Genomic DNA, 25,618 nt, shown 5'->3' on the forward strand with positions numbered 1-25,618 from the left:
TCCAGATGTGCCGCCGGCAAAGGCCCATGAACACAGACAAGCCCCGGCGCAGGCGCACGGGGCTCACATAAGGATCAGACCAAATGGAAACTCACATCACACCTACGCGGGCCGTCCACAGACGTGGATCCTTGGGTCATCAGGCCATGAGGCCCGACGACGACCGGCGGTCTTCGGCGTTGACAGCATACGGCCTGCCGGGCCGCATGCCAAATCGGCCCGGACGGCCCGCGTCCCCGGCCGTCCGGGCCGGGGACGCGGGCCGTGGCCGGAGATCAGTTTCCGGCAGGGCCGTCCGGGAGGTCGCCCACCTGGTCGGCGGGCGGCGCGGCGATCTGCACGGGCTCGTTGAAGCCCCTGAAGGAGGCCGCCAGGTTGAACGTGGCACCCTGCTCGGAGCCGCTCAGCGTCACCTTGCGGGGCAGGTTCTCGGCGTCGGACCACAGGTCGAACTTGACGTCCTTGACCCGCGAGAGCTCCTCCTGGAGCTGCTCACGCTCGGCCGGGTCGACCAGCTGCGCGGCCTCCGCCACCGGGAAGGTGCCGCTGTAGTGGGTCGTCTCCACCCCGCCGACCGTCTCGGTGCCGACCGCCTTGACGTCCTTCGACGCCGTCAGCAACTTGACGGTGCCCGCCAGGTCGAACTGCTGGACCTGGGCCATCACGTCCTTGACCTCGGCCTGCTCCTGGGCGTCGAGCTCGGCGAGCGACACCTTGATCCACGGCTTGGTCGCGCCCGCGAACTTGTTGATCAGCTCCGACTTCACGTAAACGGTGTCACCGGACAGGATCGCCCGCGCGCCACCGGGCACGTTCTGCCCGCCGAAGGTGATCGTGTCCAGCTTGATGTCGGTCGCCAGGTCGGGCTTGCTCTGGTAGAGCAGGCTGCCCTGGACCTTGCTCGCACCCTTGTCCCCGCCGGTGGCGTCGAGCACCAGGTCCGCGGAGTAGGAGGTGACCTCCCCGGCCCGCTGCGCGCTCTGCTGCACCGCCTCGGCGGCGGCGAGCTTGACCTTTCCCAGGGATGCGGTGCCGTCCTGCGCACCACATCCCGTGACCGCGACCAACGCGGCCGCTCCCAGTGCCAGTGCGGGAGCCAATCGGCGCATCCGTCTCACCCCTTCGTATCCCCCGATCAACGTGTCTACGACACTACGTGGCAGGCGCGCGGCGCGCGTCCTCCGGGAGAACGAAGAAGGGCCTCAACCGAATGGCCATTCGGTTGAGGCCCTCTTACGGGGACGTCTGGTATCAGGCGTCGAGCTCGGCGGTCATCGCCCGCGTCACGTTCGGGTCGACCGGGATGCCCGGGCCCATGGACGTGGAGAAGGAGACCTTCTTGATGTAACGGCCCTTGGCCGCCGACGGCTTGAGACGCAGCACCTCGTCGAGGGCGGCGGCGTAGTTCTCGATGAGCTGACGCTCACCGAACGACACCTTGCCGATGATGAAGTGCAGGTTCGCGTGCCGGTCGACACGGAACTCGATCTTGCCGCCCTTGATGTCGGTGACGGCCTTGCCGACGGCCGGGGTCACCGTGCCGGTCTTGGGGTTGGGCATCAGACCACGCGGACCGAGCACGCGGCCCAGGCGGCCGACCTTGCCCATGAGGTCCGGGGTGGCGACGACGGCGTCGAAGTCGAGACGGCCCTTGGCGACCTCGTCGATCAGCTCGTCGGCACCGACGATGTCGGCGCCCGCCGCGCGGGCCTCCTCGGCACGGTCACCGGTCGCGAAGACCAGGACCCGGGCGGTCTTACCGGTGCCGTGCGGGAGGTTGACGGTGCCACGCACCATCTGGTCCGCCTTGCGGGGGTCGACGCCGAGTCGCAGGGCGACCTCGACGGTGGCGTCGAACTTGGTGACCGAGGTCTCCTTGGCCAGCTTGGCCGCCTCGGCCGGGCTGTAGAGGCTCTCGTTGTCGATCTTCTCCGCCGCGTTGCGGAAAGCCTTGCTGCGCTTCACTTGATCACTCCTGTGGATCCGAGTGTTCGTGGTGCGGGCCAGCGCCTGACCCCTCCACTTACTTCGAGGTTGTGGTGCCGGACGCGCTCACTGCCGCGTCCGCTGTCGGACCCCCGCCGGTCACGCGGATCATGTCTCGCATCCGCGTGCTCGCCGCCGGGCCCGGCTCGCCGCTCTCCGACTAGTCGGCGATCGTGATGCCCATCGACCGGGCGGTGCCGGCGATGATCTTCTCGGCCGCCTCGATGTCGTTGGCGTTGAGGTCCTGCATCTTGGTCTCGGCGATCTGGCGCAGCTGCTCCTTGGTGAGCTTGCCGACCTTGTCCTTCTGCGGGACGGGCGAGCCCTTCGCCACACCGGCGGCCTTCTTGATCAGCTCAGGCGCCGGGGGCGTCTTCGTGACGAAGGTGAAGGTGCGGTCCTCGAAGATGGTGATCTCAACGGGGATGATGTTGCCGCGCTGGGCCTCGGTGGCAGCGTTGTACTGCTTCACGAAGTCCATGATGTTGACGCCGTGCGGACCGAGGGCGGTACCGACCGGCGGAGCGGGCGTGGCCTGGCCAGCGGGAAGCTGGACCTTGACCAGTGCCGCAATCTTCTTCTTAGGAGGCATGGTTCTCTCCGGGTCCTAATCGGGGTGATGCGGCTCCCACGCAGACACGGGGAGCATGTCGGCAGGCCGCGCTACGCGAAGCACGGCCGCCGAACGTCTTAGTTTATGTGACCGGGTCAGATCTTCGAGACCTGGTTGAACGAGAGCTCAACCGGGGTCTCACGACCGAAGATCGACACCAGCACCTTGAGCTTCTGCGACTCGGCGCTGATCTCGCTGACCGTGGCGGGCAGCGTGGCGAACGGGCCGTCCATGACCGTGACCGACTCGCCGACCTCGAAGTCGACGGTGGCGGCGGTGGCCTTGGTGGTGGACTTCTTGGCTTCCTCGGACGGCTCCGGCGCGAGCAGCTTGGCGACCTCGTCGAGGCTCAGCGGGCTCGGCTTGTTGGACAGGCCGACGAAGCCGGTGACACCGGGCGTGTTGCGCACCGCGGACCAGGACTCGTCGGTGAGGTCCATCCGGACCAGCACGTAGCCGGGCAGCACCCGCTCCTTGACGAGCTGGCGCTTGCCGCTCTTCACCTCGGTCACGTGGTGGGTGGGCACCTCGACCTGGAAGATGTAGTCCTCCATGTTGAGGGACTGCGTGCGGGTCTCGATGTTGGACTTCACGCGGTTCTCGTAGCCGGCGTAGGAGTGGATGACGTACCACTCGCCGAACTGGCTCCGCAGATGGCGCTTGAACTCCTCGACCGGGTCGACGTCGGGGAGGACGTCACCGTCCTCGTCGACGTCGTCCGCCGGGACCTCTTCGGCCTCTTCGGCCTCGTCGACGGCGTCGGCCGGGGCCTCTTCGTCCTCGGCCTCGGCGTCGGCATCGACGTCAAAGTCGTCGGGCTCGGCGAGCGAGTCCTCCGCAGCGTCGATGACCTCTTCCGGCTCGCCCGCCCGCTCCTCGCGGGGCTCGCCGGCCGGGTGTGAAGACTCGGACACGGTGACTCATTCTCTTTCCGTCGATGGGCTGATGGACTTACCGCGGGAGGACACGCCGGATGGCGGCTCAGGCTCCGCCGAAGATCCGCAGGACGCCCTCGGTGAACACCGCGTCGAGCCCAGCCACGATCCCGACCATGAGTAGAACGAAGACCAGCACGATTATGGTGTAGGAAATCAGGTCCTTACGCGTAGGCCAGATGACCTTGCGCAGCTCAGCGACAACCTGCCGGTAGAAAAGGGCGGGAGAAGTGCGCTTCGCCTTCTTCTCACCGCTCGGCTTGTCTGCGGTTTCGCCGCGCGTGTCGATCGCCACAGTCCTCACCTGATCCGGTCGTATCCAACGCATGTCTGCGGCGCGCTAGACGCCCTGATGCGCGGACCGCTCCTCGCAGGGCACGAGGGACTCGAACCCCCAACCGCCGGTTTTGGAGACCGGTGCGCTACCAATTGCGCTAGTGCCCTAAGACATGAACCACCATACATCGGTTGGACCGAGGTTTGTCCGTGGCTCACGGTCTTGACCGCCGATTCACGCATACGGCGGGAAGACCATGCGGAGTCTACGTGGGAATGGCCTCCACGTCGAACCGGTGGCGATCCGTCCCGGTCGCCTCCCGGATTACCGCCTCTTTAACCCTCTTGTACGGCCTGCTGATGACTCGTCCACATCCTGGATAAGCGGCGGAAACAGAGCCACAGGTCTGTAACCATGGAGGCATGACCCGTCCTCGCATCTCAGCGCGTATCTCCGCGATCTCCGAGTCCGCCACGCTCGCCGTGGACGCCAAGGCCAAGGCGATGAAGGCGGCGGGCCGCCCGGTCATCGGCTTCGGCGCCGGCGAGCCGGACTTCCCGACTCCCGACTACATCGTCGAGGCGGCCGTCGAGGCGTGCCGGAACCCCAAGTTCCACAAGTACACGCCGGCCGGCGGCCTGCCGGAGCTGAAGCAGGCCATCGCCGACAAGACGCTCCGCGACTCCGGCTACCAGGTCGACGCCGCCCAGGTCCTGGTCACCAACGGCGGCAAGCAGGCCGTCTACGAGGCGTTCGCCACGCTGCTGGACCCGGGTGACGAGGTCCTGGTCATCGCCCCCTACTGGACGACCTACCCCGAGGCCATCAAGCTGGCCGGCGGCGTCCAGGTCGACGTCGTGACCGACGAGACCACCGGCTACCTCGCGAGCGTGGAGCAGCTCGAAGCGGCCCGCACCGAGCGCACGAAGGTCCTGCTGTTCGTCTCGCCGTCCAACCCGACCGGCGCGGTCTACACCCCCGAGCAGGTCGAGGCGGTCGGCCGCTGGGCCGCCGAGCACGACCTGTGGGTCGTCACCGACGAGATCTACGAGCACCTCACCTACGGCGGCGCGACCTTCGCCAGCATCGCCACCGTCGTGCCCGAGCTGGGCGACAGGGTCGTCGTCCTCAACGGCGTCGCCAAGACCTACGCGATGACCGGCTGGCGGGTGGGCTGGCTGATCGGCCCCAAGGACGTCGTCAAGGCGGCGACCAACCTGCAGTCGCACGCCACCTCCAACGTCGCCAACGTCGCCCAGGCCGCCGCCCTGGCCGCCGTCAGCGGCGACCTGTCGGCCGTGGCGAAGATGCGCGAGGCCTTCGACCGCCGCCGCCAGACCATGGTCCGCATGCTGAACGAGATCCCGGGCGTGCTCTGCCCCGAGCCGAAGGGCGCCTTCTACGCCTACCCGTCGGTCAAGGAGCTGCTGGGCAAGGACTTCGGCGGCAGGCGCCCGCAGACCTCCGCCGAGCTCGCTGAGCTGATCCTCGAAGAGGCTGAGGTCGCCCTCGTCCCCGGCGAGGCCTTCGGCACCCCGGGCTACTTCCGCCTGTCCTACGCGCTGGGCGACGAGGACCTCGTCGAGGGCGTCAGCCGGGTGGCCAAGTTCCTGGGCGGCGCCCGCTAGCCCCCGGGCACGTCTCCACGAGGAAAGGCCCGGGCCCGCGCCCGGGCCTTTCCTCGTGTACGGCCACGGCCCCCGGCGCCCGCGTGGGGCCCGCCGCCCGACAGGGCCGACGGGGGCCGCCCCCCGGGGCGGGCTCCCCGTACGGGTCAGAACCGGGAGAAGGTCTCCTGGAGCGCGCGCTCCACGGCGGTCTGCAGGCCGATCGAGGACCCCACCCTGGCCAGCCGCTCGAACTCCGTCCTGCCCATGCGCCCGCGCAGCCTCAGCTCGGCGACGCGCAGCAGGCTCGCGAGCATGGGTGAGCGGCTGGGCGACACCTCGGCGCTCCGCCAGGCGGCGTCGGCCGCGCCGAGCAGGAGGGCGGCGAACGCGTCGTCCACACCGGAGGACTCGGCGATCACGGCGGACAGCTCCAGCCCCTCCAGCATGGAGAAGGTGTCGCCGAACAGCTGGGCGCCGAGGAGGGCGTCACGGATGGCGGCGGCGGCCTCGACGCTGTTGCCGAGCAGGTGCTCCACCTGGCCCAGGAGGAGGTTCAGGCGGATGAGGGTCCACTGGTCACCGCAGGATTCGCAGAGGTCGCGCCCCTCCTGCAGGACGGACACGGCCTGCCCGTGATTGCCTTCGAGCATCATGGCGGTGGCCATGACCGTGTAGGTGGGCAGGAATCCGGGGAAGAAGTCGCCGGTCGAGCGGTGCCGCCCGCGGGCGTGCCTGATGTGCCGCAGGGCCTCGCCCACCTCGCCCCGCAGCACCGCCAGGTGGGACCGGAACTGGCTGACGTAGGCCGCGGCGTGTCCGTCGGCGTCCACGGCGACGCACTCGGCGAGGATGCGCTCCGCGCGTTCGGGCTCACCGCGCCGGATCGACAGCCAGGCGTGCGCCAGAAGCGCCTTGAGCCGCTCGGGACCGGGGGCGGGGTCGAGGTCCAGCCCGCGCTGGAGAAGCTCGTCGCCCAGGGCGTGCATGCCGCAGCGCGTCCACAGCGACCACAGGTTGCCGGCCATGTCGAGGCCCTTGCGGTGCTCCTCCGGCCGGGAGTAGCAGTATTCGATGGCCACGCGCATGTTGCCGGTCTCCGCCGCCAGCCGCCGGTACCGCTCCAGCTGAAGGTGCTCCCCGTCCAGCTCGGCGCGGCTGGACCGGCCGAGGAAGTGGTCGCGGTGGCGCCGGCGCGTCTCGCCGGTCTCGCCGAGCCGCTCCAGCCAGACGGCGCCGAACGCGCGGGCGGTGCCCGGCAGACGGTAGCGGACGTCGAACTCCCCCTCCTCTCGGGCGAGGACGGACTTGTCGATCAGGCCGAGCAGGGTGTCGAGGACCTCGCCGGCGTCGAGCCCGTCGGCGGTGCAGACGTCCTCGGCGGCTTCGAGGTCGAAGGTGTCGGGGAAGACCGACGCCCTGGCCCACAGCAGGCGCTCCTGCGGGCCGCACAGCTCGTGGCTCCAGCCGTAGGCGGCGCGCATGGAGCCGTGCCGCCGGCCGTCGGAGGCGGTGGCGAACACGTCGGCGGCGGCGGGGTCGGGGGCGGCGGCGGCGAGCTCGATCGCCAGGGGCAGGTTGTCGAGCCGTTCGCAGAGCGCCGCCGCGTCGACGCCGTCGAGCCTCCTGTCGGCGAGGACGGCAAGCAGGTGGACGGCGTCGGCCGTGGGCAGGCCGCCGACCTGGTAAAGGTGCTCGCCGGGGAGCCCGAGCCGCTGCCGGCTGGTGACCAGGACCCGCAGTCCCTCGACGGAGCGCAGCAGCAGGCCGACCAGGATGCCCGCCGCGCCGACGGCGCGGTCGCAGCCGTCGAGGACGACCAGGCTCCGGCGCGGGGCGAGCCGGCCGACCAGCGCCGCCAGCGCCGGCTCGCCCAGCCGCCGGTCGGCGCCGGCCGCGTCCGCGAGCGTCTCGGCCAGCGAGGCGAGGTCCGCGGGAGTGTCGGACAGGTCGGCGACGTGGACGCCGCCGGGAAACTCCGCTCCGAGGGTCCGGGCCAGGCTCAGCGCGAGGCGGGTCTTGCCCACCCCCGCGGTGCCGGTCAGCGTGACGTGACGCGCCCTTCCCAGCAGGGCGGAGACCTCGGCCAGCTCTGCCTGCCTGCCGACGAAGACATCCGCTCTCATTGCAGCCCCAGCTCCGTACTGACTACACGTGTCCCTACGGTCGCATGGCGGAACGGTCGGCTGGTACCCCATCTGCCACATTTCCCCGGGTCACGCCGCCAGTCAGGAACACGTGCCGGCCGGGGCTCCCCGGCGCGGGCGCGCCGACGGGTCGCCGGCGGGTTGGGGCCAACTGTGACCGCCGGTGCCGGCCGTACGGCACCATATGGAAATGCCACGTCCCCTCAGCGAACTGCCCAAGGCCCACCTGCATCTGCACTTCACCGGCTCGATGCGGCACTCCACCCTGATCGAGCTCGCCCAGGAGCACGGCCTGCACCTGCCGGACTCGCTGAAGGAGGACTGGCCGCCCAGGTTGCGGGCGACCGACGAGCGCGGCTGGTTCCGCTTCCAGCGGCTCTACGACATCGCGCGGGCGGTCCTGCAGCGGGAGGAAGACGTCTACCGGCTGGTGCGCGAGGCCGCCGAGGACGAGGCCGCCGAGGGGTCCCGCTGGCTGGAGATCCAGGTGGACCCGTCGGGATACGCCCATCGGTTCGGCGGGCTCACCCCGGCTCTGGAGCTGATGCTCGACGCCGCGGACAAGGCGGCCGGCTACGCGGGGATAGGGATCGCGGTCGTGGTGGCCGCCAACCGGACCCGGCACCCGTTGGACGCCAAGACGCTGGCCCGCCTCGCCACGCAGTACATGGACCACGGCGTGGTCGGGTTCGGGCTCTCCAACGACGAGCGCCGCGGCCGGGCCCGTGACTTCGACGGGGCCTTCCGGCTCGCGAAACGGGCCGGGCTGCTGGCCGTACCGCACGGCGGGGAGCTGCTGGGCGCCGCCAGCGTGGCCGAGTGCGTCGAGGTGCTGGGCGCCGACCGGGTGGGACACGGCGTGCGGGCGGCCGAGTCGCCGCGGCTGATGGAGCTCCTCGCCGAACGGCGGATCACCTGTGAGGTCTGCCCCACCTCCAACGTCGGGCTGGGGGTGGCCGAGCGGGCCGAGGACGTGCCGCTGCGGCGGCTGTTCGACGCCGGTGTGCCGATCGCGCTGGGCGCCGACGACCCGTTGCTGTTCGGCTCCCGGCTGCTGCCGCAGTACGAGCTGGCCCGGCAGGTGTACGGCTTCGACGACGCGGAGCTCGCCGAGCTGGCCCGGCAGTCGATCCGGGCGTCGACGGCCCCGGAGCAGGTCCGCCGGGAGCTGTTCAAGGAGATCGACGAGTGGCTGGCATCAGCGGACTGAGCCGGCGATCTCCAGGGCCCGCTGGAGATCGTCGACGCCCTCCAGGCGCAGGCCGGTCCGTCCTTCCTGCCAGATGAGCGTGGGGCCTGCCGCGCGGGGGCGGACCGGGGCCTGGCCGCCGCCCCGGGGCAGGTAGCTCAGGCCGTGGCGGGCCTGGATCCACTGTCCTCGGGAGGCGCCCGCCACCGGGACCTCCTCCGGCCAGGGCGGGCCCAGCTCCTTGCGGAAGACGACCTGGAGCGTGCCGTCGTATTCGTCGAGCCTGACCCCCGGCCACAGCAGCGACACGACCCGGCCTCCGTCGCCCACCCTGACCTCGCGGGGCTCGCCCAGCCCGGCCGGGACGGAGATCGGGAACGCCGCCTGCTCCCGGGCCTGCTCCAGGGTGGCCCGCCGCTCCCCCGGCAGCGGCTCCGGCAGCCCGGACGGCAGCGGCCCGGGGGCACCGATCTCCAGCTCCACCCCCGCCAACCGCAGGACCTGCGTCACCGCGGCCCGCCCCACCGGGGTCCCCCCGAGGAACAGGGCGAGGAGGATCGCGACAGCGGAGACGATCGCCCGCCGCCGCAGGTGACCGCCGGGCCGCAGCACCCGCCATGCCCGCCGTGCCCGCCGTACCGGCGCGCTGGGCGGGGCGGGCGCGGGGTGGCGGTCGGCGGCGGGGAGGGCCTCCAGACGCGCCCGTACGGCCCGCGCCACCCCGGCGGGGGGCGGGGCCGGGACGTCGACGGACTCGCCGAGGGCGAGGAGCCGGGCTTCGAGATCGTCAGGCGAGGTCACGGCCCACCTCCTCACGCAGACGCTTCAGGCCGCGGAAGGCCCGCGACTTGACGGTGCCGACCGGGAGGTCGAGCACCTGGGCGGTCTCGGCCTCCGACAGTTGCAGGAAATACCGGCAGACGACGACCTCACGTTCCCGCTCGGGAAGCGTACGGACCATGTCGAGGAGCCGGGTCCGCCGGTCGGTGTCGACCGCCACGTCCTGCGGGTCCTCCACCCCGGGAGGGTCCAGCTCGGTCAGCTTCACGGCCAGCTCGGCCCGGCGGCCCCGCGAACGGGTCAGGTTGTGGGTCTCGTTGGCCACGATCCGCAGCAGCCAGGGCCGGAACGGCGCCTCGCGGCGGAAGCCGGCCAGGTGGCGGTATGCCTTGACGAACGCCTCCTGGACCACGTCCTCGGCCTCGTCGGCGGCGCCGAGCATCGCCGCCGTGCGGTGCGCGAGCGCGCTGTAGCGGGTGACCAGCACCTCGTAGGCGTCCAGGTCACCGGCCAGGGAGCGGGCGATCGCCTCGTCGTCGTCCGTCGGGGGCTCCTTCGCGGTGTCGTGAGAGATTCCACCGCACGGCGACGCCCGGGGGGAAGCCCCGGGCAGGAGCTCCCGGCCGGAGTCCCGGACCACGGCCGGACCACGGACGGACCACGGACGGACCCGGCCGGACCACGGAGCCGGGTGACCGCCGGTCCGCGGGCTCGGATCATGGGCGGCCCGCGCGCCCGGACCGTGACCGCCCTACGGGCTCAGGCAACTGCCGGTCCGCGGGCTCGGACCACGGCCGACCTGGGGGCCGGTCCACGGGCTCGGGCCGTGGTGGGCTCTGTCAGGCGAGGGCGTAGGCCACCGCGGAGCCGGGGTCGTCGTCGTGGCCCTCGGCGAAGGCCGCGTCGTAGGCGTCGTCGCCGAGCAGTTGCCTGGCCGTGCGCTCGGCGACCGTCCCCGGCTCCGACATGCCCTGCGGGCAGCCGGACCCCCGCAGCCCGGAGATGGCCCGCAGCCGCGCTCCCGTGCCCTGGAGGCGGGCCGTGCGGTAGCCGTCCCCCTCGACCGCGGCGATCACCGCGAGCTGGTCGACGGCCAGCGCCACGCCGGCCGTGTCGCGCAGCCGCCACTTGACGTCGAGCGACTGCCTGGCCGCCGCCGCGGCCCCGGCCGCCCGACCGAGACCGAGCCGCGCGATGGACAGCACGTAGTCACCGCAGGCGCGGGCCCAGCGCTCGCCTCTGGCGTCGCAGAGCCGCTGCACCTCCTCCAGTGTGGAGACGGCCCTGGCGAACTCGCCGCGCCAGGTGACCGCCATCGCCAGGGTCACCAGGGCGAGCGGCTCGCCGACGGTCGCCCGGCCGGCCCTGCGGAAACACTCACGGGCGCGCTCGATGCCGGGTTCCACCTCGTCGAAGGCGCCGACGGACAGGGCGTGGACGGCCAGTTGGAGCCGGGCGTGCCCGGCCGCCGTGTGGTCGTCCCCGTCGAGGGCGGCCGACAGGGCCGCCTCCAGCCGGCGGCGGCCCCGCTCCAGGTCCCCTTCAGCGATGGCCACGCAGCCGTCGGCCCACAGGAGCCTGGGCAGCCCGGGATCAGCGCCGGGCGCGGCGTCGATCACCCGTCCCATGTGGTGGCGGCCCTCGCCCGACCGGCCCAGGCAGAGCCAGAGGGGCCAGAGCCTCCCGGCGAGCTCGACGGACAGCGGGCTCGACGGGTCGCCGGAGCCGAGCGCGCGGCGGAGATCGGTGCCGGCGGAGTTCAGCCGGGCCGCCCATCCCTCCTGCCCGGGGCCGTACCAGCCGGCGTCGGCCCTGCGTGCCAGGTCGAGGTGGTAGCGGCGGTGCCGGCGGAGCAGCCCGGCCTCCTCCCCGAGCCGGGCGAGCCGCCGCCGGCCGTACTCCTTGACCGCCTCCGGCTGCCGGTAGCCGCCGGGGACCCGGGCGAGCAGCGCCCTGTCCGCCAGGCCGGCCAGCAGAACGGGCACGTCGGTCAGGCCGTCGCCGCACACCCACCCGGCGGCCTCGGCGTCGAAGTCTCCGGCGAAGACCGACAGCCGGGCCGAGAGCAGGCGCTCCCCGGGGCCGCACAGCTCATGGCTCCAGCCGATCACGGTGCGCAGGGTGGCGTGCAGGCTCTCGGGGCGGGACAGCGGCCCCCGGTCGTCGTACGGTCCCCCGGACCGCTCCCCCCGGCGCTCCACCGGCGACGCTCCGGACCACTTCTCGGACCGCCCCGCGAGCCGCTCCACCGGCGACGCTCGGAACCATTCCTCCGAACGCCCCGCGAGCCGCTCCAGCGGCGACGCTCGGAACCATTCCTCCGAACGCTCCGCGAGCCGTTCCAGCGGCAGCGTCCGGAGCAGCCCGGCGGCCAGCTCGACGGCGAGCGGGATGCCGTCCAGCCGCCGGCAGATCCTGGCCGCGGACATCAGTGCCGCCCTGTCCGTCTCCAGGCCGGGGGCCGCGGCCCGGGCCCGGTCGAGGAAGAGCCGGAGCGCGTCGTCCGTCATCGGCCCCACGGCGTCGGGGGCCGGCGGCTCGAACGGCCCGACGGGCAGCAGCGCCTCCCAGGCAAGGCCGAGGGGCTGCCGGGAGGTCACGATGATCCGCACGCCGGGCGCCCCGGCCAGGACGGCGGTGACGAGGTCGCGGCAGGCGTCCGGGAGATGCTCGCAGCCGTCCAGGATCAGCAGGAGGTTCTTGCCCGCGAGGAATTCGGCCAGCACCTCGCCCCCGGGGCGGGCCGACTGCTCGCGCAGCCCCAGGGCGGCCGCGACGATGTGGGCGAGCAGGTCGCCGTCGCGTTCGCCGGACAGCTCCACCAGCCAGGCGCCGTCCGGATAGGAGCCCTGGCATTCCTCCGCCGCCCTCACCGCGACCCGTGACTTGCCGACGCCTCCGGCGCCGGTGACCGTGACCAGCGACGTCTCGGCCAGGAGCTTCAGCAGCTCCCGGATCTCGCTCTCACGGCCGACGAAGCCGGTCGTCTCCGCGGGGAGGTTCCCGCGCCACCATGGGTTCCGTTCCATCGGTTCGTGCTCCTTCCACTCTTCTGTGGAAATCGCACCCCGTCAGGGTCACGGACCGGTCAGCCTCCCTCTCGCGGGTGGGGTTTACTTCTTCCCGAGTGCAAAACTCACCGCCGCCCCAAGGTCGAAGTTCCTCCCGTGCGCGGTGGAATTTCCGAATCGTCAGAGTTTGCCGCTCAAAGGCGGCCGGACCGCCCGGCCGGGAGTCTCGGCCCCGGCCGGGCGGCCCTGAGGTCAGCGGAGCTCGCCGTGCGCGGCCGTACGGCCATCGGCCCGGTCGCCGCCGGCGTCCCGGATCCGCGCCACGGCCACGCCCGGATCCATGACCAGCCCCCGGGCGAACAGACGGTCGTAGACCGCGTCGCCGACGAGTGCCCTGGCCCGCCGCTCCGTACGCTCGCGGGAGGCCGCGGCGCCCTCGCGGGACACCAGCGCGTGAACGGCCGCGGCGTGCGCCGCCGCCGGGCCCGGCCCGTCCGACCCCACCGGGTCCTCCCCCCGCGTGCGGGGGGCTCCGGGGCCCTTCCCGGGCGTGCGAGGGGCCGCCGGCTCCGGCGGGCCGGGGCGGGACGGCTCCGCGGCCGCCCGCATCCGCCGGGCGGCGCCGAGCAGGCAGGCGGCCCGGCGCCCGTCACCGCCCGCCGCCGCGGCGGCGGCGAGCTGGTCCATCGCCAGGGCGCCGCCCACCGCGTCGCCCAATCGCCATTTCACCTCGAGCGCCGCCCGCGCGTGGGCCTCGGCGGCGCCGGGCTCGCCGCGGTCCAGCTCGGCGAGCGAGCGCACGTGGTCGCCCTGGGCGCGCGCCCACAGCTCGCCGCGTCCGGCGCACCGCTCCGCCTGCCGCGCCAGCACCTCCACGGCCCGGTCGGGCTCACCCCGGACGACGGACACCATGGCCAGCGTCACCTCGGCGGCGGCGAGCCCGGCGTGGTCGGGGCCCGCCCGCCCGGACAGCTCGGCCGCCTCGGCCGCGAGGCGGCCGGCCCCGTCGAGATCGCCGCAGGCCAGGGCGGCGGCCGCGGCGACCTGCCGGGCGCGGCCGGCGGCGGCGGGGTCGCCCGCGGCGATCGCCGTCTCGTACGCCTCGGCGGCCCGGGCGCGGGCCTCCGCCGTGTCGCCGTCGCCGAGCGCGGCCCAGGCGCACACCCACAGGGCCTTGGCCCGCGCCGGGTCGGGCCGCGTGTGCCGCCGGAGCGCCCGCTCCAGGTAGTGGCGCCCCCGCCGCGCCTGTCCCAGACAGCACCAGACGAACCAGAGCGCGGTCACCAGGTCGGACCCGTCGTCGTGGTCGAGGGCGGCCGTCAGGTTCGGCAGCTCGCGCCGGGCCCAGTCGGCCCAGCGGAGCTGGTGCGGGCCGGACCACTCGGCCTCCGCCCTGCGGGCCTGGGCCAGGTAGTGGTCGCGGTGGCGGCGGGTCAGGGCGTCTTCCTCGCCCAGCCGGCGCAGCCACTCACCGCCGTAGTCGCGGACCGTGTCGAGCATCCGGTATCGCGACCCCTCGGCGGTCAGGACCGACCTGTCCACGAGCCCGGGCAGCGGGAGCACCGGCAGCCGCTCGTCGGCGCAGACCGCCCGCGCGGCGTCGGCGTCGAACGGCCCGGCGAAGACCGACAGCCGGGCCCACAGCAGGCGCTCCTGCGCGGTGCAGAGCTCGTGGCTCCAGCCGACCGCGGTGCGCAGCGTCTGGTGGCGTCTCAGCGGGGCGGGGCTCCCCCCGACGAGCAGCTCGAAGCGGTCGTCCAGCCGTTCGGCGATCTGCTGGAGCGACAGCGTCCGCAGCCGCCGGGCGGCGAGCTCGATGGCCAGCGGGATGCCGTCCAGCCGACGGCAGACCCGGGCCACCGCCGCGGGGTCGAGGGTGAGGCCGGGCACCAGGGCGTGAGCCCGCTCGGTGAACAGCCGGACCGCGTCCGCTCCGGCGTCCCCGGGCGCCGCCAGCGGCTCGATCGGCAGGACCCGCTCCCCGGGCAGGCCCAGCGGCCGGCGGCTGGTGGCCAGCACCCGCGCGTGCGGAGCCTCGGGCAGCATCCGGCGCAGCAGCGCCGCGCAGGCGTCGGTCAGATGGTCACAGGTGTCCAGGACCAACAGCAGCCGCTTGTCGGCGACGAAGTCGGCCAGCACCTCCGGCTGGGGGCGCGCCGACTGCTCGCGCAGGCCGAGGGCGGCGGCGATGTCATGGCCGATCAGGTCGCCGTTCTGCTGGGCCGAGAGCTCGACGACCCACACCCCGTCGGCGAAGGAGCCGCGCAGCCGGTCGGCCGTCCTGACGGCCAGTCTCGTCTTGCCCACACCGGCCCCGCCGGTGAGGGTCACCAGCGGTGACCGGCCGACCAGCACGGCGATCTCGGCGAGCTCCTCCCGCCGCCCGACGAGGCTGCTCGTCTCCGCCGGGACGTTGTCCCGGCGCGTCCGCGTCTGCGCCACCGCTCCCCAGCCCCTCCGCGTAAGGTGGCAAGCCAACCACGGAACCGGCCAAAGGCCCGCCAGGGGGCGGCACCCCCGGTTATGAGATCTTCTCCCCCAGCGCATATTTCACAGCGATGCCCAGGTCAAAGCCCTGTCCCTCGGCAAACAGGGTGTCGAATTCTCCACCGCCGAGGGCCTTCACCGCATGGGTCACGGCCCGCTCCCGGACCGGGACGGGGATCGGTGCGCCGGACCGCGCCAGCCCGGAGGAGTCCCGGACGGCCTGGGCCGCGCCCAGCAGCCGGGCGCCCCGGCGCGCGGCTCCCCCCGCCACCGCCGCCCAGGCGATCATCTCGACGCAGGCGACGCTCAGGAGCGGGTCCTCGAAGAGCCGCGCCGCGGCGAGCGCCGTCCTGGCGTGGCGGAGCGCCCCGGACGCGCTGTCCTTGACGTGCTCGGCCCAGGCGGACACGTATTCCATCTGGGCACTGCTCCACTCCTCCCCGTGCGCCTCGCAGAGCGCCTGTCCCTCCGACAGCGTCTCCGCGGTCTCCTCGGGCCTGCCGGCCGCCAGCAGGCCGAGCGCCGTCAGCGTGTAGCAGGGCAGCAGCCCGGACAGCACCTCGCCCTTGGCCATGTGCCAGGCCATGGCCTCCTCCAGCAGCTCGACCGCCCGGAGGTGGTCGCGCCGCGTCAGGGAGATCAGGCCCTCCACCTGGGCGACGTAACCGGCGGCGCTCCCTTCGGCGTCCTCGGCGCGGCACCGGTCGAGCCGTTCCCGCGCGGCGCCGAGGTCGCCCTGGAGCGCGGCCACCCACGCGCAGACCCACAGCGCCCTGATCCGCTCGGGGCTGGGACCGGTGTCCCTGCGCAGCGCCGTCTCCAGGCAGTGGCGGCCCTCGCGCAGCATGCCGCAGCAGATCCAGAGGAACCACAGGGTCCCGGCCAGGCCCAGCGCCGCCCGGGACCGTTCCGGGTCGGCCAGGCACAGCTCGAACGCCCTGCGGAGGTTGCGCCGCTCGGCCCGTATCCGGCCGTACCACTCCACCTGCCGGCCGGGCCACTGGACGGCGCACCGCCTGGCCAGCCGGAGGTAGTGGTCGCGGTGGCGGCCCTGGACCGCGCCGGTCTCACCCAGCCGGAGCAGCCACTCGGCGCCGAACTCCCGGACGGTGTCCAGCATGCGCAGCCGTACGCCGGTGGAGTGTTCCTCCCGCTGCACGAGCGACTTGTCGACCAGCCCGCTCAGCGCTTCGAGCACCAGCCCGGCCGGGAGCGGCCCGCCGGCGCAGACCCGCTCGGCCGCCTCCAGGTCGAAGTCGGCGGCGAACACCGACAGCCGGGCCCACAGCAACCGCTCGGCCGGGGTGCACAGCTCGTGGCTCCAGCCCATCGCCGCGCGCAGCGACTCGTGCCGCACCGGGCCGCCGCCGCCGGTCAGCAGGTGGTAGCGGTCGTCCAGCCGCCGGGTGAGCAGCGCGGGCGGCATGGCGCGCAGCCGTACGGCCGCCAGCTCGATGGCCAGCGGGATGCCGTCGAGCCCCGCGCAGAGCTCCGCCACGCCGTCCGCGCCGGCGGCCGGGCCCGCGCGGTCGAGCAGCAGGGCCACCGCGTCCTCGGCCGGGAGCGGCGGGACGAGGTGGATGTGCTCGCCCGACACGCCGAGCGGCTGGCGGCCGGTGGCCAGCACCCGGAGGTTGGGCGCGCGGCGCAGCAACGTGTCCACCAGCGAGGCCACCGCTTCGACCAGGTGCTCGCAGGTGTCCAGCACGAGCAGCGATCTGCGCGAGCCCAGCCACTCCGCCAGCGCCTCCTCCTGCGGCCGGGCGGGCTGGTCGGCCAGGCCCATGCCACCGGCCACGGTCTCCGCCAGGAGGTAGGGGTCGGTCAGATCGGCCAGGTCGACCAGCCAGAGGCCGTCGGGGAAGTCCGCCGCGACCTCCTCCGCCACCCGGCCCGCCAGCCGCGTCTTCCCGACCCCGCCCAGCCCGGTGAGCGTGACCAGCCGGGACCCCCGCATCAGGCGGACCACCTGTGCGATCTCTGCGTGCCTGCCGACGAAGGTAGTTTCCATGGGGTGGCCCATGCTAGGCCGCCGGATGTCGTTTGGGGGGCCGCTCTCAGGGAAGCGCTACTAGACTCTGCCTGTCCGCAGCCGTGGCCCCCGCGCCACGGCTTTCTGTTAGCGATCTGGACGGAACCGCATGTCTGGGTATGACCGCGTAGTGCAACCCGCGGCCGGTGACGAGGCCCTGGAGAACCACCTCGGTGGGGACGAGGCCAAGAACTACCGGCAGTACGAGCTCGACATGGTCGCCCCGCACGTGGGCCGCTCCATGCTGGAGATCGGCTCCGGTCTGGGCCATTTCGCCGAGGCGTTCCTGCCGCGGCTGGACCGGCTGGTGGTCAGCGACTTCGACCCCTACTGCGTGGAGCAGCTGCGCAAGCGCTTCACCGGCCGCGACGACATCGACGTGCTGCAGTTCGGCCTGCCGACCGACATCCCGATCGGCGAGAAGGTCGACACCGTCGTGATGATGAACGTCCTGGAGCACATCGAGGAGGACGTCGAGGCCCTGCGCTCCCTCGCCAGGGTCACCGTCCCCGGCGGGCGGATCGTCATCTGGGTCCCGGGCTACATGCAGCTCTACGGAGACTTCGACCGCAAGGTCGGCCACGTCACCCGCTACACCCCGGCCACCCTGCGCAGCACGGTCTCCAAGGCGGGCCTGGACATCGACGTGCTCAAGCCGATCAACTTCCTCGGCGGCATCGCGTGGTGGGCCGCCGTCCGCCGCGGCGGCGTCGGCTACCCCGACCCGCGCCTGGTCAAGATCTACGACCGCACCGTGGTCCCCGCCACCCGCTTCATCGAGCGCTTCGTCCGGCCGCCCTTCGGCCAGACCGTCTTCTGCGTGGCCCGCGTCCCGAAGTAGGCGCGACTCTCCCTCGCTGACCGTCCCGGACGTGATGTCTCCCCACGTCGACGGGTCAGCCGCCGGAGCACCTCGGCCCTCGGCGAGGGCACCTGTGGGCATATCGGACTCCTACCGCGTCGTTGCTTTCCCGGAGCCGCCCCCCGGGCGTAACGTCGAGGTGATCTATGCCCGAGGAGGTCACAATGACCGATTACACCAAGGCGCGCGAGGTGGCCGAGCAGGCCAGGGAGAAGGAATGGGCCCGCCCCAGCTTCGGCAGGCAGCTCTTCCTGGGAGACTTCCGCCTCGACCTGGTGCGTCCGGCTCCGGCGCTGTCCGAGGCCGGGACCGGCAAGGGCGGGGAGTTCCTCCGGGCGCTGCGGCGGTTCCTGGACACCCGGGTCGATCCGGCGCTGATCGAGCGGACCGCGCAGGTGCCGGACGAGGTGGTCAAGGGGCTGGCCGAGCTGGGCGCCTTCGGGATGACCATCGGGGAGGAGTACGGCGGGCTGGGGCTGAGCCATCTCGACTACGGCCGGGCGCTGATGCTCGTCGGGTCGTACTGCCCGGCGCTGAGCACGCTGCTGTCGGCGCACCAGTCGATCGGGGTACCGCAGCCGTTGAAGCAGTTCGGCACCGAGGAGCAGAAGCGTAAATTCCTGCCCCGCTGCGCGAGGGGTGAGGTGTCGGCCTTCCTGCTGACCGAGCCCGACGTCGGCTCCGACCCGGCACGGCTGGCCACCACGGCGGTGCGCGAGGGCGACGACTACGTGCTGGACGGCGTGAAGCTGTGGACGACCAACGGGGTCGTCGCGGGTCTGCTGGTGGTCATGGCCCGCACCGGCACGAAGATCTCCGCGTTCGTCGTCGAGGCGGACACCCCGGGGATCACCGTCGAGCGGCGCAACGCGTTCATGGGGCTGCGCGGCATCGAGAACGGCCTGACCAGGTTCCACCGGGTCCGTGTCCCGGCCGCCAACCTGATCGGCCGTGAGGGCCAGGGCCTGAAGATCGCGCTGACCACGCTCAACACCGGCCGGCTCTCGCTCCCGGCCGTCTGCGCGGGCAACGCCAAGTGGGCGGTGAAGATCGCGAGGGAGTGGGGCGGCGAGCGGGTGCAGTGGGGGCGCCGGATCGGGGAGCACGAGGCGGTCGCGCGGAAGATCGCCTTCATCGCCGCCACGGCCTACGCCCTCGAAGCGGTGATGGAGCTGTCGTGCCGGATGGCCGACGAGGAGAGCACCGACATCAGGATCGAGGCCGCGCTCGCCAAGCTGTACGCCTCGGAGATGGCGTGGAAGGTGGCCGACGAGCTGGTCCAGATCCGCGGCGGACGCGGCTACGAGACGGCGGAGTCGCTGGCCGCCCGGGGCGAGCGCGGGGTCCCGGCCGAGCAGGTGCTGCGGGACATGCGGATCAACCGGATCTTCGAGGGCTCCACCGAGATCATGCAGCTGCTGATCGCCCGCGAGGCGGTCGACGCGCACCTGACGGCGGCCGGCGAGCTCATCGACCCGTCGCTGGACAGCAGGGCCAAGGCCCGCGCCGCGATGCGGGCGGGCGGCTTCTACGCGCGCTGGCTGCCGACGCTGGTCGCCGGGTCGGGCAACCGGCCGGGATCCTACGCGCAGTTCGGCGCGCTGGCCCGGCACCTGCGCTACGTGGAGCGGACCAGCCGCAAGCTCGCCCGCTCCACCTTCTACGGCATGTCCCGCTGGCAGGGGAGGCTCGAACACAAGCAGGGCTTCCTCGGCCGGATCGTCGACATCGGCGCCGAGCTTTTCGCGATCACCGCGACGTGTGTCCGCGCCCGCGAGGAGACCGCCGAGCTCGGGCGCAAGCCCGCCGAGATCGCCGACACCTTCTGCCACCAGGCCCGGCTCCGCGTGGACGCGCTGTTCGACCAGCTGTGGGACAACAGCGACGCCCGGGACGTACGGCTGGCGCGCCAGCTCCTGAAGGGCCGCTACACCTTCCTGGAGGAGGGCATCCTCGACGCCTCCATCGACGGCCCGTGGATCGCCGCCGCCACCCCCGGTGCCTCGACCTCCGAGAACGTGCACCGGTCGATCGGCTGAGAACGCCCCGCCCAAGGCGGCGGGGCGCGGCCCGGCGCGGATCCTCGCCCCGGCGGCCGCCCTCCGGGGCGAGGATCCGCGCCGGGATCAGCCCGGATTAAATGGGTTGCGCCGCCCGGGGCGGCCACCGTACGGTCGATCGCATGTGGATCAACTCCTAAGAGCCGGCGTCGATCAGTTCCGACTGATCCGCCCGCACACTCAGCCCTCTGGCCCCGTACGTCTGACGCGGCAGCTGAGTCTCCGGCACGGCATCGACCGCGTCGTCATCATCCTCAAGGAGTCCATATGCGAATTCACGCCGGCCAAAAGCGCGGTGGCAAGAACAAGACCACCAAGACCCGCACTCCGCTGCCCGAGCGGAACCTGCCTCCGGCGGCGGCGCCGCGGCACATGCCGATGCCGCACCTGCCGATGAGGCCGACCCAGCAGCCGCGCCGGATCCCCGGCAAGGGCGGACGCTGAGACGGCGGACGCCCCGCCCCGGTCTCCCGGGGCGGGGCGTCCGTCTCGTGCAGCGCCCGGCTCGGAGCCGGGTGCTGCGCCCAGCTCGGTCCGACGTTCTCCACCGGCCTTACCGGAGTCAGCCTTACCGGAGCCTCAGCCCCACCGGAGCCGCTCGGCGCCGGACGCTCGGTGCCGGACGCTCGGCGCGGAGCCGCTCAGAGCCGCTCGATGATGGTGACGTTGGCCTGGCCGCCGCCCTCGCACATCGTCTGCAGGCCGTACCTGCCGCCGGTCCGCTCCAGCTCGTGCAGGAGCTTGGTCATCAGGATCGCGCCGGTCCCGCCGAGCGGGTGGCCCAGGGCGATCGCGCCGCCGTTGGGGTTGACCTTGGCGGGGTCGGCGCCGATGTCCTTGATCCACGCCATCGGGACCGGGGCGAACGCCTCGTTGATCTCGGTGACGTCGATGTCGTCGATCGACAGGCCGGACCTCTTCAGCGCCTTCCGGGTGGCCGGGATCGGCGCGGTCAGCATGTAGACCGGGTCGTCCCCGGTGAGCGCCAGGGTGACGATGCGGGCCCGGGGGGTCAGGCCGTGGTCGCGGACCGCCTGCTCGGAGGCGATCAGGAGCGCCCCGGAGCCGTCGGAGATCTGCGACGAGGTGGCCGCGGTGATCCGGCCGCCGTCCCGCAGCGTCTTCAGCGACGCCATCTTCTCCAGGGTGGTGTCCGCGCGCGGGCCCTCGTCGTCCTCGACGCCGTTGACCGGGGCGATCTGGTCCTTGAAGTAGCCGTTCGCCACGGCCTTGGCCGCCCGCTGGTGGCTCTCGTAGGCGAAGCGCTCCAGCTCCTCGCGTTCGAGGCCCCACTTCTCGCACATGAGCTCGGCGCCGCGGAACTGGGAGATCTCCTGCTTGCCGTACCGCTCGACCCACATGTCCCCGAACGGGAAGGGCATGCCCTTCTCCAGCGCGGCGGTGATCGACGACCCCATCGGCACGACGCTCATGGACTCGACCCCGGCGGCCACCACGAGGTCCTGGGTGCCGGACAGCACGCCCTGGGCCGCGAAGTGGATGGACTGCTGGGAGGAGCCGCACTGACGGTCGATGGTCACACCGGCGACGCTCTCCGGCAGGCCGGCCGACAGCCACGCGTTGCGCGCGATGTCCATGCTCTGCGGGCCGAACTGCATGACGCAGCCCATGATCACGTCTTCCACCGCGGACGGGTCGACACCCGTGCGCTCGATGAGCGCCCTGAGGGTGTGCGCGGCCAGATCGGTGGGGTGGACGGTGGACAGCCCACCCTTCTTCTTACCGACCGGGGTGCGGACCGCCCCGACGATGTACGCCTCTGCCACAGTGCCTCCTGCTTATGAACCGAGCATTGTTCGGTTATGAGGAGATTACAACAGAACCTTTGTCCGTGTCGTGCTCGGGACGGCCGGTTGAACACGGTCGGACACACCGCCCGACCCACGGGACGGCGGCTTCCGGCAGTCCCGGATAGGGCTTTTCATACCCCGTGGGCGTGAATCCGTATTCGCGTCACCTATTCGACAACTGTCGGTAAAGGTCTGGTTTCCTGCCGTTGAAAGCCTTCCGGGGTCCCCTTCGAAAGGAAATCCCCCATGTCCGAAGGCCCCTCCCGCCGGCGGTTCCTCGCGGCCGGCGCAGGAGTACTGGCGGGCTCGCTGCTGCCCCCCTCGGTCCACCGGGCGATGGCGATGGCGGTACCACCCGGTGGCCTGTCCGCGATCAAGCATGTCGTCTTCCTCATGCAGGAGAACCGCTCGTTCGACCACTACTTCGGCACGCTGCGCGGCGTGCGGGGGTACGGCGACCGCAACGCGATCCGGCTCCCGGACGGCAAACCGGTCTTCGAGCAGCCCTCGACCGGCGGAAGCGTGCTGCCCTTCTCGGTCCGGGAGGCCGCGGGGCTCGTCGGCAAGGACCTCCAGTGGATCTCCGACCTGGCGCACGGCTGGAACGACGGCCAAGCGGCGGCGGCCAAGGGCTGGCACAACGGCTGGATCCCGGCCAAGTCCCCGGCCACGATGACGCACTACGAGCGGCAGGACATCCCGCTCCAGTACGAGCTGGCCGACACCTTCACCGTCTGCGACCACTACTTCTGCTCGGTGCTGTCCTCCACCAGCCCGAACCGGAACTACCACGTCAGCGGGCACACCGGCTACGAGCCCGGGACCACCAAGCGGGCCATCGACAACGCCGCCTACAGCCAGGACACCCACGCGGGCTACTCCTGGACGAACGCCGGGGAGATCCTGGAGGCGGCCGGGAGGTCGTGGCGGGTCTACCACGAGTGGGACAACTACGAGGACAACAACCTGGAGTTCTTCACCCGCTTCCGGCAGATCGCCCGCAAGGCGCTGCGCGGTGACTACAAGAGCATGCACTCCTTCTACCGCGCGGTCCGGTCGGCGCCGGAGCCGCAGCGCCGGGAACTGCTCGCCCGTCTGGAGGAGGGCGTCGCGCAGCTCACCCCGCAGGAGCGGTCGCTGTTCGACCGGGCGCTGCGCCGGGTGCCGTCCAAGACGCTGGCACAGGCCTTCCGGGCCGACGTCGAGGCCGGGAAGCTGCCCGAGGTGAGCTACATCGTGCCGTCGGCGGCCGACTCCGAGCACCCCTCGGCGTCGTCGCCGATCCAGAGCGCGCAGATCACCTACGACATCCTCGACGCGATCGCCTCCGCTCCCGAGGTGTGGCAGTCGACCGCGCTGTTCATCACCTACGACGAGAACGACGGCTTCTTCGACCACGTGCCGCCGCCGCTGCCGCCCGCCGAGCAGACCGCGGAGTTCTACGACGGCAAACCGATCGGGCTGGGCATCCGGGTACCCATGACGATCATCTCGCCGTGGACCGTCGGCGGATACGTCTGCTCCCAGATCTTCGACCACTCCTCGACCGTGCGGTTCCTGGAGACCTGGCTCGGGGTCCGCTTCCCCGACGTCTCCCCGTGGCGGCGCACGGTCTCCGGCGACCTGACCTCCGCTTTCGACTTCACCGCCGCCGGTCCCCGGCCGTCCCCCGCCCGGCCCGCGCCGGTCCCGGCCTTCACCGGCCGCTGGCGGCCGTCGCCTCCGGCCGAGCAGCGGATGCCGGTCCAGGAGGAGGGCACCCGCCCGGCCCGGCCGCTGCCGTACCAGCTGAACTCCTGGGCCCGGCTGCTCGGCTCCACGCTGGAGCTGACCCTGGCCAACACCGGCCGCGACAGCGCGCACCTGGCGCTCTACCCCTACGCGGGCGAGTTCGACCACCCGCGCCACCTCGACGTCCTGGGCGTCACCACCCGCACCGTCGAGGTGAAGGACCGCTACGACCTGACCCTGACCGGCCCGAACGGCTTCCGCCGCGAGTTCGCCGGGTCCCTGGCCGGCAAGGCCGCCCGGGTCCAGGTCCAGCAGGTGATCGACATCGATCCCCGGAAGGTCCGGATCGAGATCACCAACCTCGGCGACCACTCGCTGACCCTGAAGGTGCGGGCCAACGCCTACGGCGACAAGGAGCAGACCGTGCCGCTGCGCGCGGGCCAGTACCGGCAGGTCATCTGGCCGGTGGAGGAGTCGCAGGGCTGGTACGACGTCCAGATCACCTGCGACGACGACCCCTCCTACGCCCGCCGCCTGATGGGCCACGTCGAGAACGGCCGCCCGAGCGTCACGGGCTGACCTCGAACGGCTCCGCTGAACCGGCCGTGACCTCCGTCACGGCCGGTTCAGCACGACGTAGCCGTCACGCTCGAACACCTTGCGATAACCGCTCCGCAGCGCCTCGTCGACCCGCTGCTGCTGCATGCCGTAATCGCCGAACGGATAGGTCCACCGCGCCACGTCGGCCACGATCCAGGGTGCGCCGTGGGCCTGGGGCCCCCACAGCAGGACCGTCGTCCGGGCGGTGAGCGCGGGACCGGCGTTGTTGGCGGCCTCGACGACCACCCCGTCCGGGACCCTGGCCACGGCCTCGCGCGCCGCCACGACGTGCGGATCGCCCTCGTAGAAGGCCGGGTCCAGGAGCTTGCCGAGCTCGAAGCGCGGCACGAGGGTGAGGCCGATCACGCAGACCGCGACCGCCCAGTGCGTGACCAGGCGCCGGCCCCGGAACCGTCCGGCGAGCCGGTCCGCCCCGTCCACCCCGGCGCAGACGAGGACGGCGACGATGAAGGCGTTGTAGTGGTGCTCCGGCCCCCACCACTGCGGCCGGTCGGCCAGGAACCGCTCCAGGACGAGCGGGACCGCCACCAGCGTCAGCGGCGACAGCAGCGCGGTCAGCGCCATCGGCCACAGCAGGAAGGCCAGGGTGTTGACCTTGACCATCGGGCTGACGAGCTGCGCCAGCGCGCCCAGCGGATCCCGCAGGAGGGCCAGCGCCACCTGGCCGAGATCCGCGCCCCAGGCGCCGTAGGCCCAGTGGAAACCCGTGGCGCCGGCCCCCGCCGCCGGCATCAGCACGCCGCGGATCATCATGAGCGCGCCCAGCGCGAAGAGGATGACGGCGGCTCCCGCGAGCAGTCGCCGGGTGAGGAGCAGATACGTCCCGAAGCCGGCGAGCAGCAGGCCCATGTCCTCCTTGACCAGCAGCAGCCCGGCGGCGGCGAGCACCGCCGGGACCGGCCGGCCGGCGTCGGAGCGCTCGATCATGATCGCGCTCAGCAGCGGGACGAAGGCCGCCTCGTGGAAGTCGAACCCGGCGGCCTGCGCGACCGGCCACGACACCGTGTAGGCCAGCGCGACCAGGTGGGCCGGGCGCGCGCCGAGACGGCGCTCGGCGTAGTGCCAGATGGGGACCGCGGCCAGCGCGAACAGCACCGCCTGGGTGACGATCAGCGTCTGCGGCCCGTCGTGCAGCCAGTACAGCGGGGCCAGCAGGGCCAGGATCGGCGAGAAGTGGTCGGCGAGCTGGAGGAAGTCCATCCCGGCGCCGTACTGCATGCCGACCGAGGGCACGACGGGCGCCCCGAAGCCCGCGTAGCCGCGCACGGCCTGGTCGAAGATGACCAGGTCGAAGACGGTGGCCCGGAAGGTCGCGAGCTTGACCAGGCCGAGCAGCGAGTAGACCGCCGTGGCCAGCGCCACGAGCGCGCCCAGCACCAGCCCGTGCCGCCGCCGCCACACGGTCTCCGCGGTGGCGAGGGCTCTCAGGGACGCGGCGCCGCGGGCTCTCAGGGACGGCACGGCACCGG

Annotated in this window: 19 protein-coding genes and 1 tRNA gene; 6 read left to right on the top strand and 14 right to left on the bottom strand. The window is 72.5% G+C overall.

Annotation, left to right across the window (positions count from 1 at the left end; all coding sequences use genetic code 11):
* Positions 1–275: 275 nt before the first annotated feature.
* From J2S55_RS11540 to J2S55_RS11565, 6 genes are all read right to left on the bottom strand, one after another.
* The gene (locus J2S55_RS11540) at positions 276–1,109 is read right to left on the bottom strand and encodes an SCO4651 family lipoprotein (RefSeq protein ID WP_306859653.1); all 834 of its coding nucleotides are present in this window, start codon (positions 1,107–1,109) and stop codon (positions 276–278) included.
* 142 nt (positions 1,110–1,251) lie between these two features.
* A complete protein-coding gene (rplA, locus tag J2S55_RS11545; RefSeq protein ID WP_306859655.1) occupies positions 1,252–1,965 on the bottom strand; it encodes a 50S ribosomal protein L1 in 714 nt (237 codons plus the stop codon).
* 181 nt (positions 1,966–2,146) lie between these two features.
* Entirely contained in the window at positions 2,147–2,578 is a 432-nt protein-coding gene (rplK, locus tag J2S55_RS11550; protein ID WP_012887815.1) for a 50S ribosomal protein L11, read from the bottom strand.
* A 116-nt stretch (positions 2,579–2,694) separates the two neighbouring features.
* Positions 2,695–3,513, bottom strand: a complete 819-nt coding sequence (nusG, locus tag J2S55_RS11555; protein ID WP_306859660.1) for a transcription termination/antitermination protein NusG — start codon at positions 3,511–3,513, stop codon at positions 2,695–2,697.
* Positions 3,514–3,580: 67 nt separating this feature from the next.
* Positions 3,581–3,829, bottom strand: coding sequence for a preprotein translocase subunit SecE (gene secE, locus J2S55_RS11560; RefSeq protein ID WP_306859662.1), 249 nt, complete (start codon positions 3,827–3,829; stop codon positions 3,581–3,583).
* 76 nt (positions 3,830–3,905) lie between these two features.
* Positions 3,906–3,978, bottom strand: a tRNA-Trp gene (locus tag J2S55_RS11565).
* A 255-nt stretch (positions 3,979–4,233) separates the two neighbouring features.
* Here J2S55_RS11565 and J2S55_RS11570 point away from each other — a divergent pair.
* A complete protein-coding gene (locus J2S55_RS11570; protein WP_306859664.1) occupies positions 4,234–5,439 on the top strand; it encodes a pyridoxal phosphate-dependent aminotransferase in 1,206 nt (401 codons plus the stop codon).
* Positions 5,440–5,585: 146 nt separating this feature from the next.
* Here the strand turns inward: J2S55_RS11570 and J2S55_RS11575 are convergent, their stop codons facing one another.
* Complete coding sequence (locus tag J2S55_RS11575) at positions 5,586–7,544, bottom strand: ATP-binding protein (protein ID WP_306859666.1); 1,959 nt, start codon at positions 7,542–7,544, stop codon at positions 5,586–5,588.
* Between the two features lie 211 nt (positions 7,545–7,755).
* On the opposite strand from J2S55_RS11575, the gene J2S55_RS11580 reads away from it, so the two are divergent.
* A complete protein-coding gene (locus tag J2S55_RS11580) occupies positions 7,756–8,775 on the top strand; it encodes an adenosine deaminase (RefSeq protein WP_306859668.1) in 1,020 nt (339 codons plus the stop codon).
* Here the strand turns inward: J2S55_RS11580 and J2S55_RS11585 are convergent.
* The 5 genes from J2S55_RS11585 to J2S55_RS11605 form a co-directional block, all read right to left on the bottom strand.
* Positions 8,764–9,555: a hypothetical protein gene (locus J2S55_RS11585; RefSeq protein ID WP_306859670.1), complete on the bottom strand. Its 792-nt coding sequence runs from the start codon at positions 9,553–9,555 to the stop codon at positions 8,764–8,766. The genes J2S55_RS11580 and J2S55_RS11585 overlap by 12 nt on opposite strands.
* Positions 9,542–10,174, bottom strand: coding sequence for an RNA polymerase sigma factor (locus tag J2S55_RS11590; protein ID WP_306859672.1), 633 nt, complete (start codon positions 10,172–10,174; stop codon positions 9,542–9,544). The genes J2S55_RS11585 and J2S55_RS11590 overlap by 14 nt, the downstream gene beginning before the upstream one ends.
* A gap of 199 nt (positions 10,175–10,373) precedes the next feature.
* Entirely contained in the window at positions 10,374–12,563 is a 2,190-nt protein-coding gene (locus tag J2S55_RS11595) for an ATP-binding protein (RefSeq protein ID WP_306859674.1), read from the bottom strand.
* A 234-nt stretch (positions 12,564–12,797) separates the two neighbouring features.
* A complete protein-coding gene (locus tag J2S55_RS11600) occupies positions 12,798–14,987 on the bottom strand; it encodes an ATP-binding protein (protein WP_306859677.1) in 2,190 nt (729 codons plus the stop codon).
* A gap of 79 nt (positions 14,988–15,066) precedes the next feature.
* Positions 15,067–17,043 carry an ATP-binding protein gene (locus J2S55_RS11605; protein ID WP_306859679.1) on the bottom strand — a complete coding sequence of 659 codons (1,977 nt, stop codon included), beginning with the start codon at positions 17,041–17,043 and terminating at the stop codon, positions 15,067–15,069.
* A 151-nt stretch (positions 17,044–17,194) separates the two neighbouring features.
* Here J2S55_RS11605 and J2S55_RS11610 point away from each other — a divergent pair, with 151 nt between their 5' ends.
* The 3 genes from J2S55_RS11610 to J2S55_RS11620 all read left to right on the top strand — a co-directional run bounded on the left by J2S55_RS11610 (position 17,195) and on the right by J2S55_RS11620 (position 20,430).
* The gene (locus tag J2S55_RS11610; RefSeq protein ID WP_306859681.1) at positions 17,195–17,905 is read left to right on the top strand and encodes a class I SAM-dependent methyltransferase; all 711 of its coding nucleotides are present in this window, start codon (positions 17,195–17,197) and stop codon (positions 17,903–17,905) included.
* 185 nt (positions 17,906–18,090) lie between these two features.
* On the top strand, positions 18,091–19,965 hold the full coding sequence (locus tag J2S55_RS11615; RefSeq protein ID WP_306859683.1) for an acyl-CoA dehydrogenase family protein: 1,875 nt from the start codon (positions 18,091–18,093) through the stop codon (positions 19,963–19,965).
* A gap of 288 nt (positions 19,966–20,253) precedes the next feature.
* A complete protein-coding gene (locus J2S55_RS11620; RefSeq protein WP_306859685.1) occupies positions 20,254–20,430 on the top strand; it encodes a hypothetical protein in 177 nt (58 codons plus the stop codon).
* 197 nt (positions 20,431–20,627) lie between these two features.
* Here the strand turns inward: J2S55_RS11620 and J2S55_RS11625 are convergent, their stop codons facing one another.
* The gene (locus J2S55_RS11625; protein ID WP_306859687.1) at positions 20,628–21,773 is read right to left on the bottom strand and encodes an acetyl-CoA C-acetyltransferase; all 1,146 of its coding nucleotides are present in this window, start codon (positions 21,771–21,773) and stop codon (positions 20,628–20,630) included.
* 270 nt (positions 21,774–22,043) lie between these two features.
* Here J2S55_RS11625 and J2S55_RS11630 point away from each other — a divergent pair, with 270 nt between their 5' ends.
* Positions 22,044–24,107 carry a phosphocholine-specific phospholipase C gene (locus J2S55_RS11630; protein ID WP_306859689.1) on the top strand — a complete coding sequence of 688 codons (2,064 nt, stop codon included), beginning with the start codon at positions 22,044–22,046 and terminating at the stop codon, positions 24,105–24,107.
* A 36-nt stretch (positions 24,108–24,143) separates the two neighbouring features.
* Here the strand turns inward: J2S55_RS11630 and J2S55_RS11635 are convergent, their stop codons facing one another.
* Positions 24,144–25,610, bottom strand: coding sequence for a DUF2079 domain-containing protein (locus tag J2S55_RS11635; protein WP_306859691.1), 1,467 nt, complete (start codon positions 25,608–25,610; stop codon positions 24,144–24,146).
* Positions 25,611–25,618: the final 8 nt, after the last annotated feature.

This window comes from Streptosporangium brasiliense, from assembly GCF_030811595.1.
GTDB classification, from domain to species: Bacteria; Actinomycetota; Actinomycetes; order Streptosporangiales; family Streptosporangiaceae; genus Streptosporangium; species Streptosporangium brasiliense.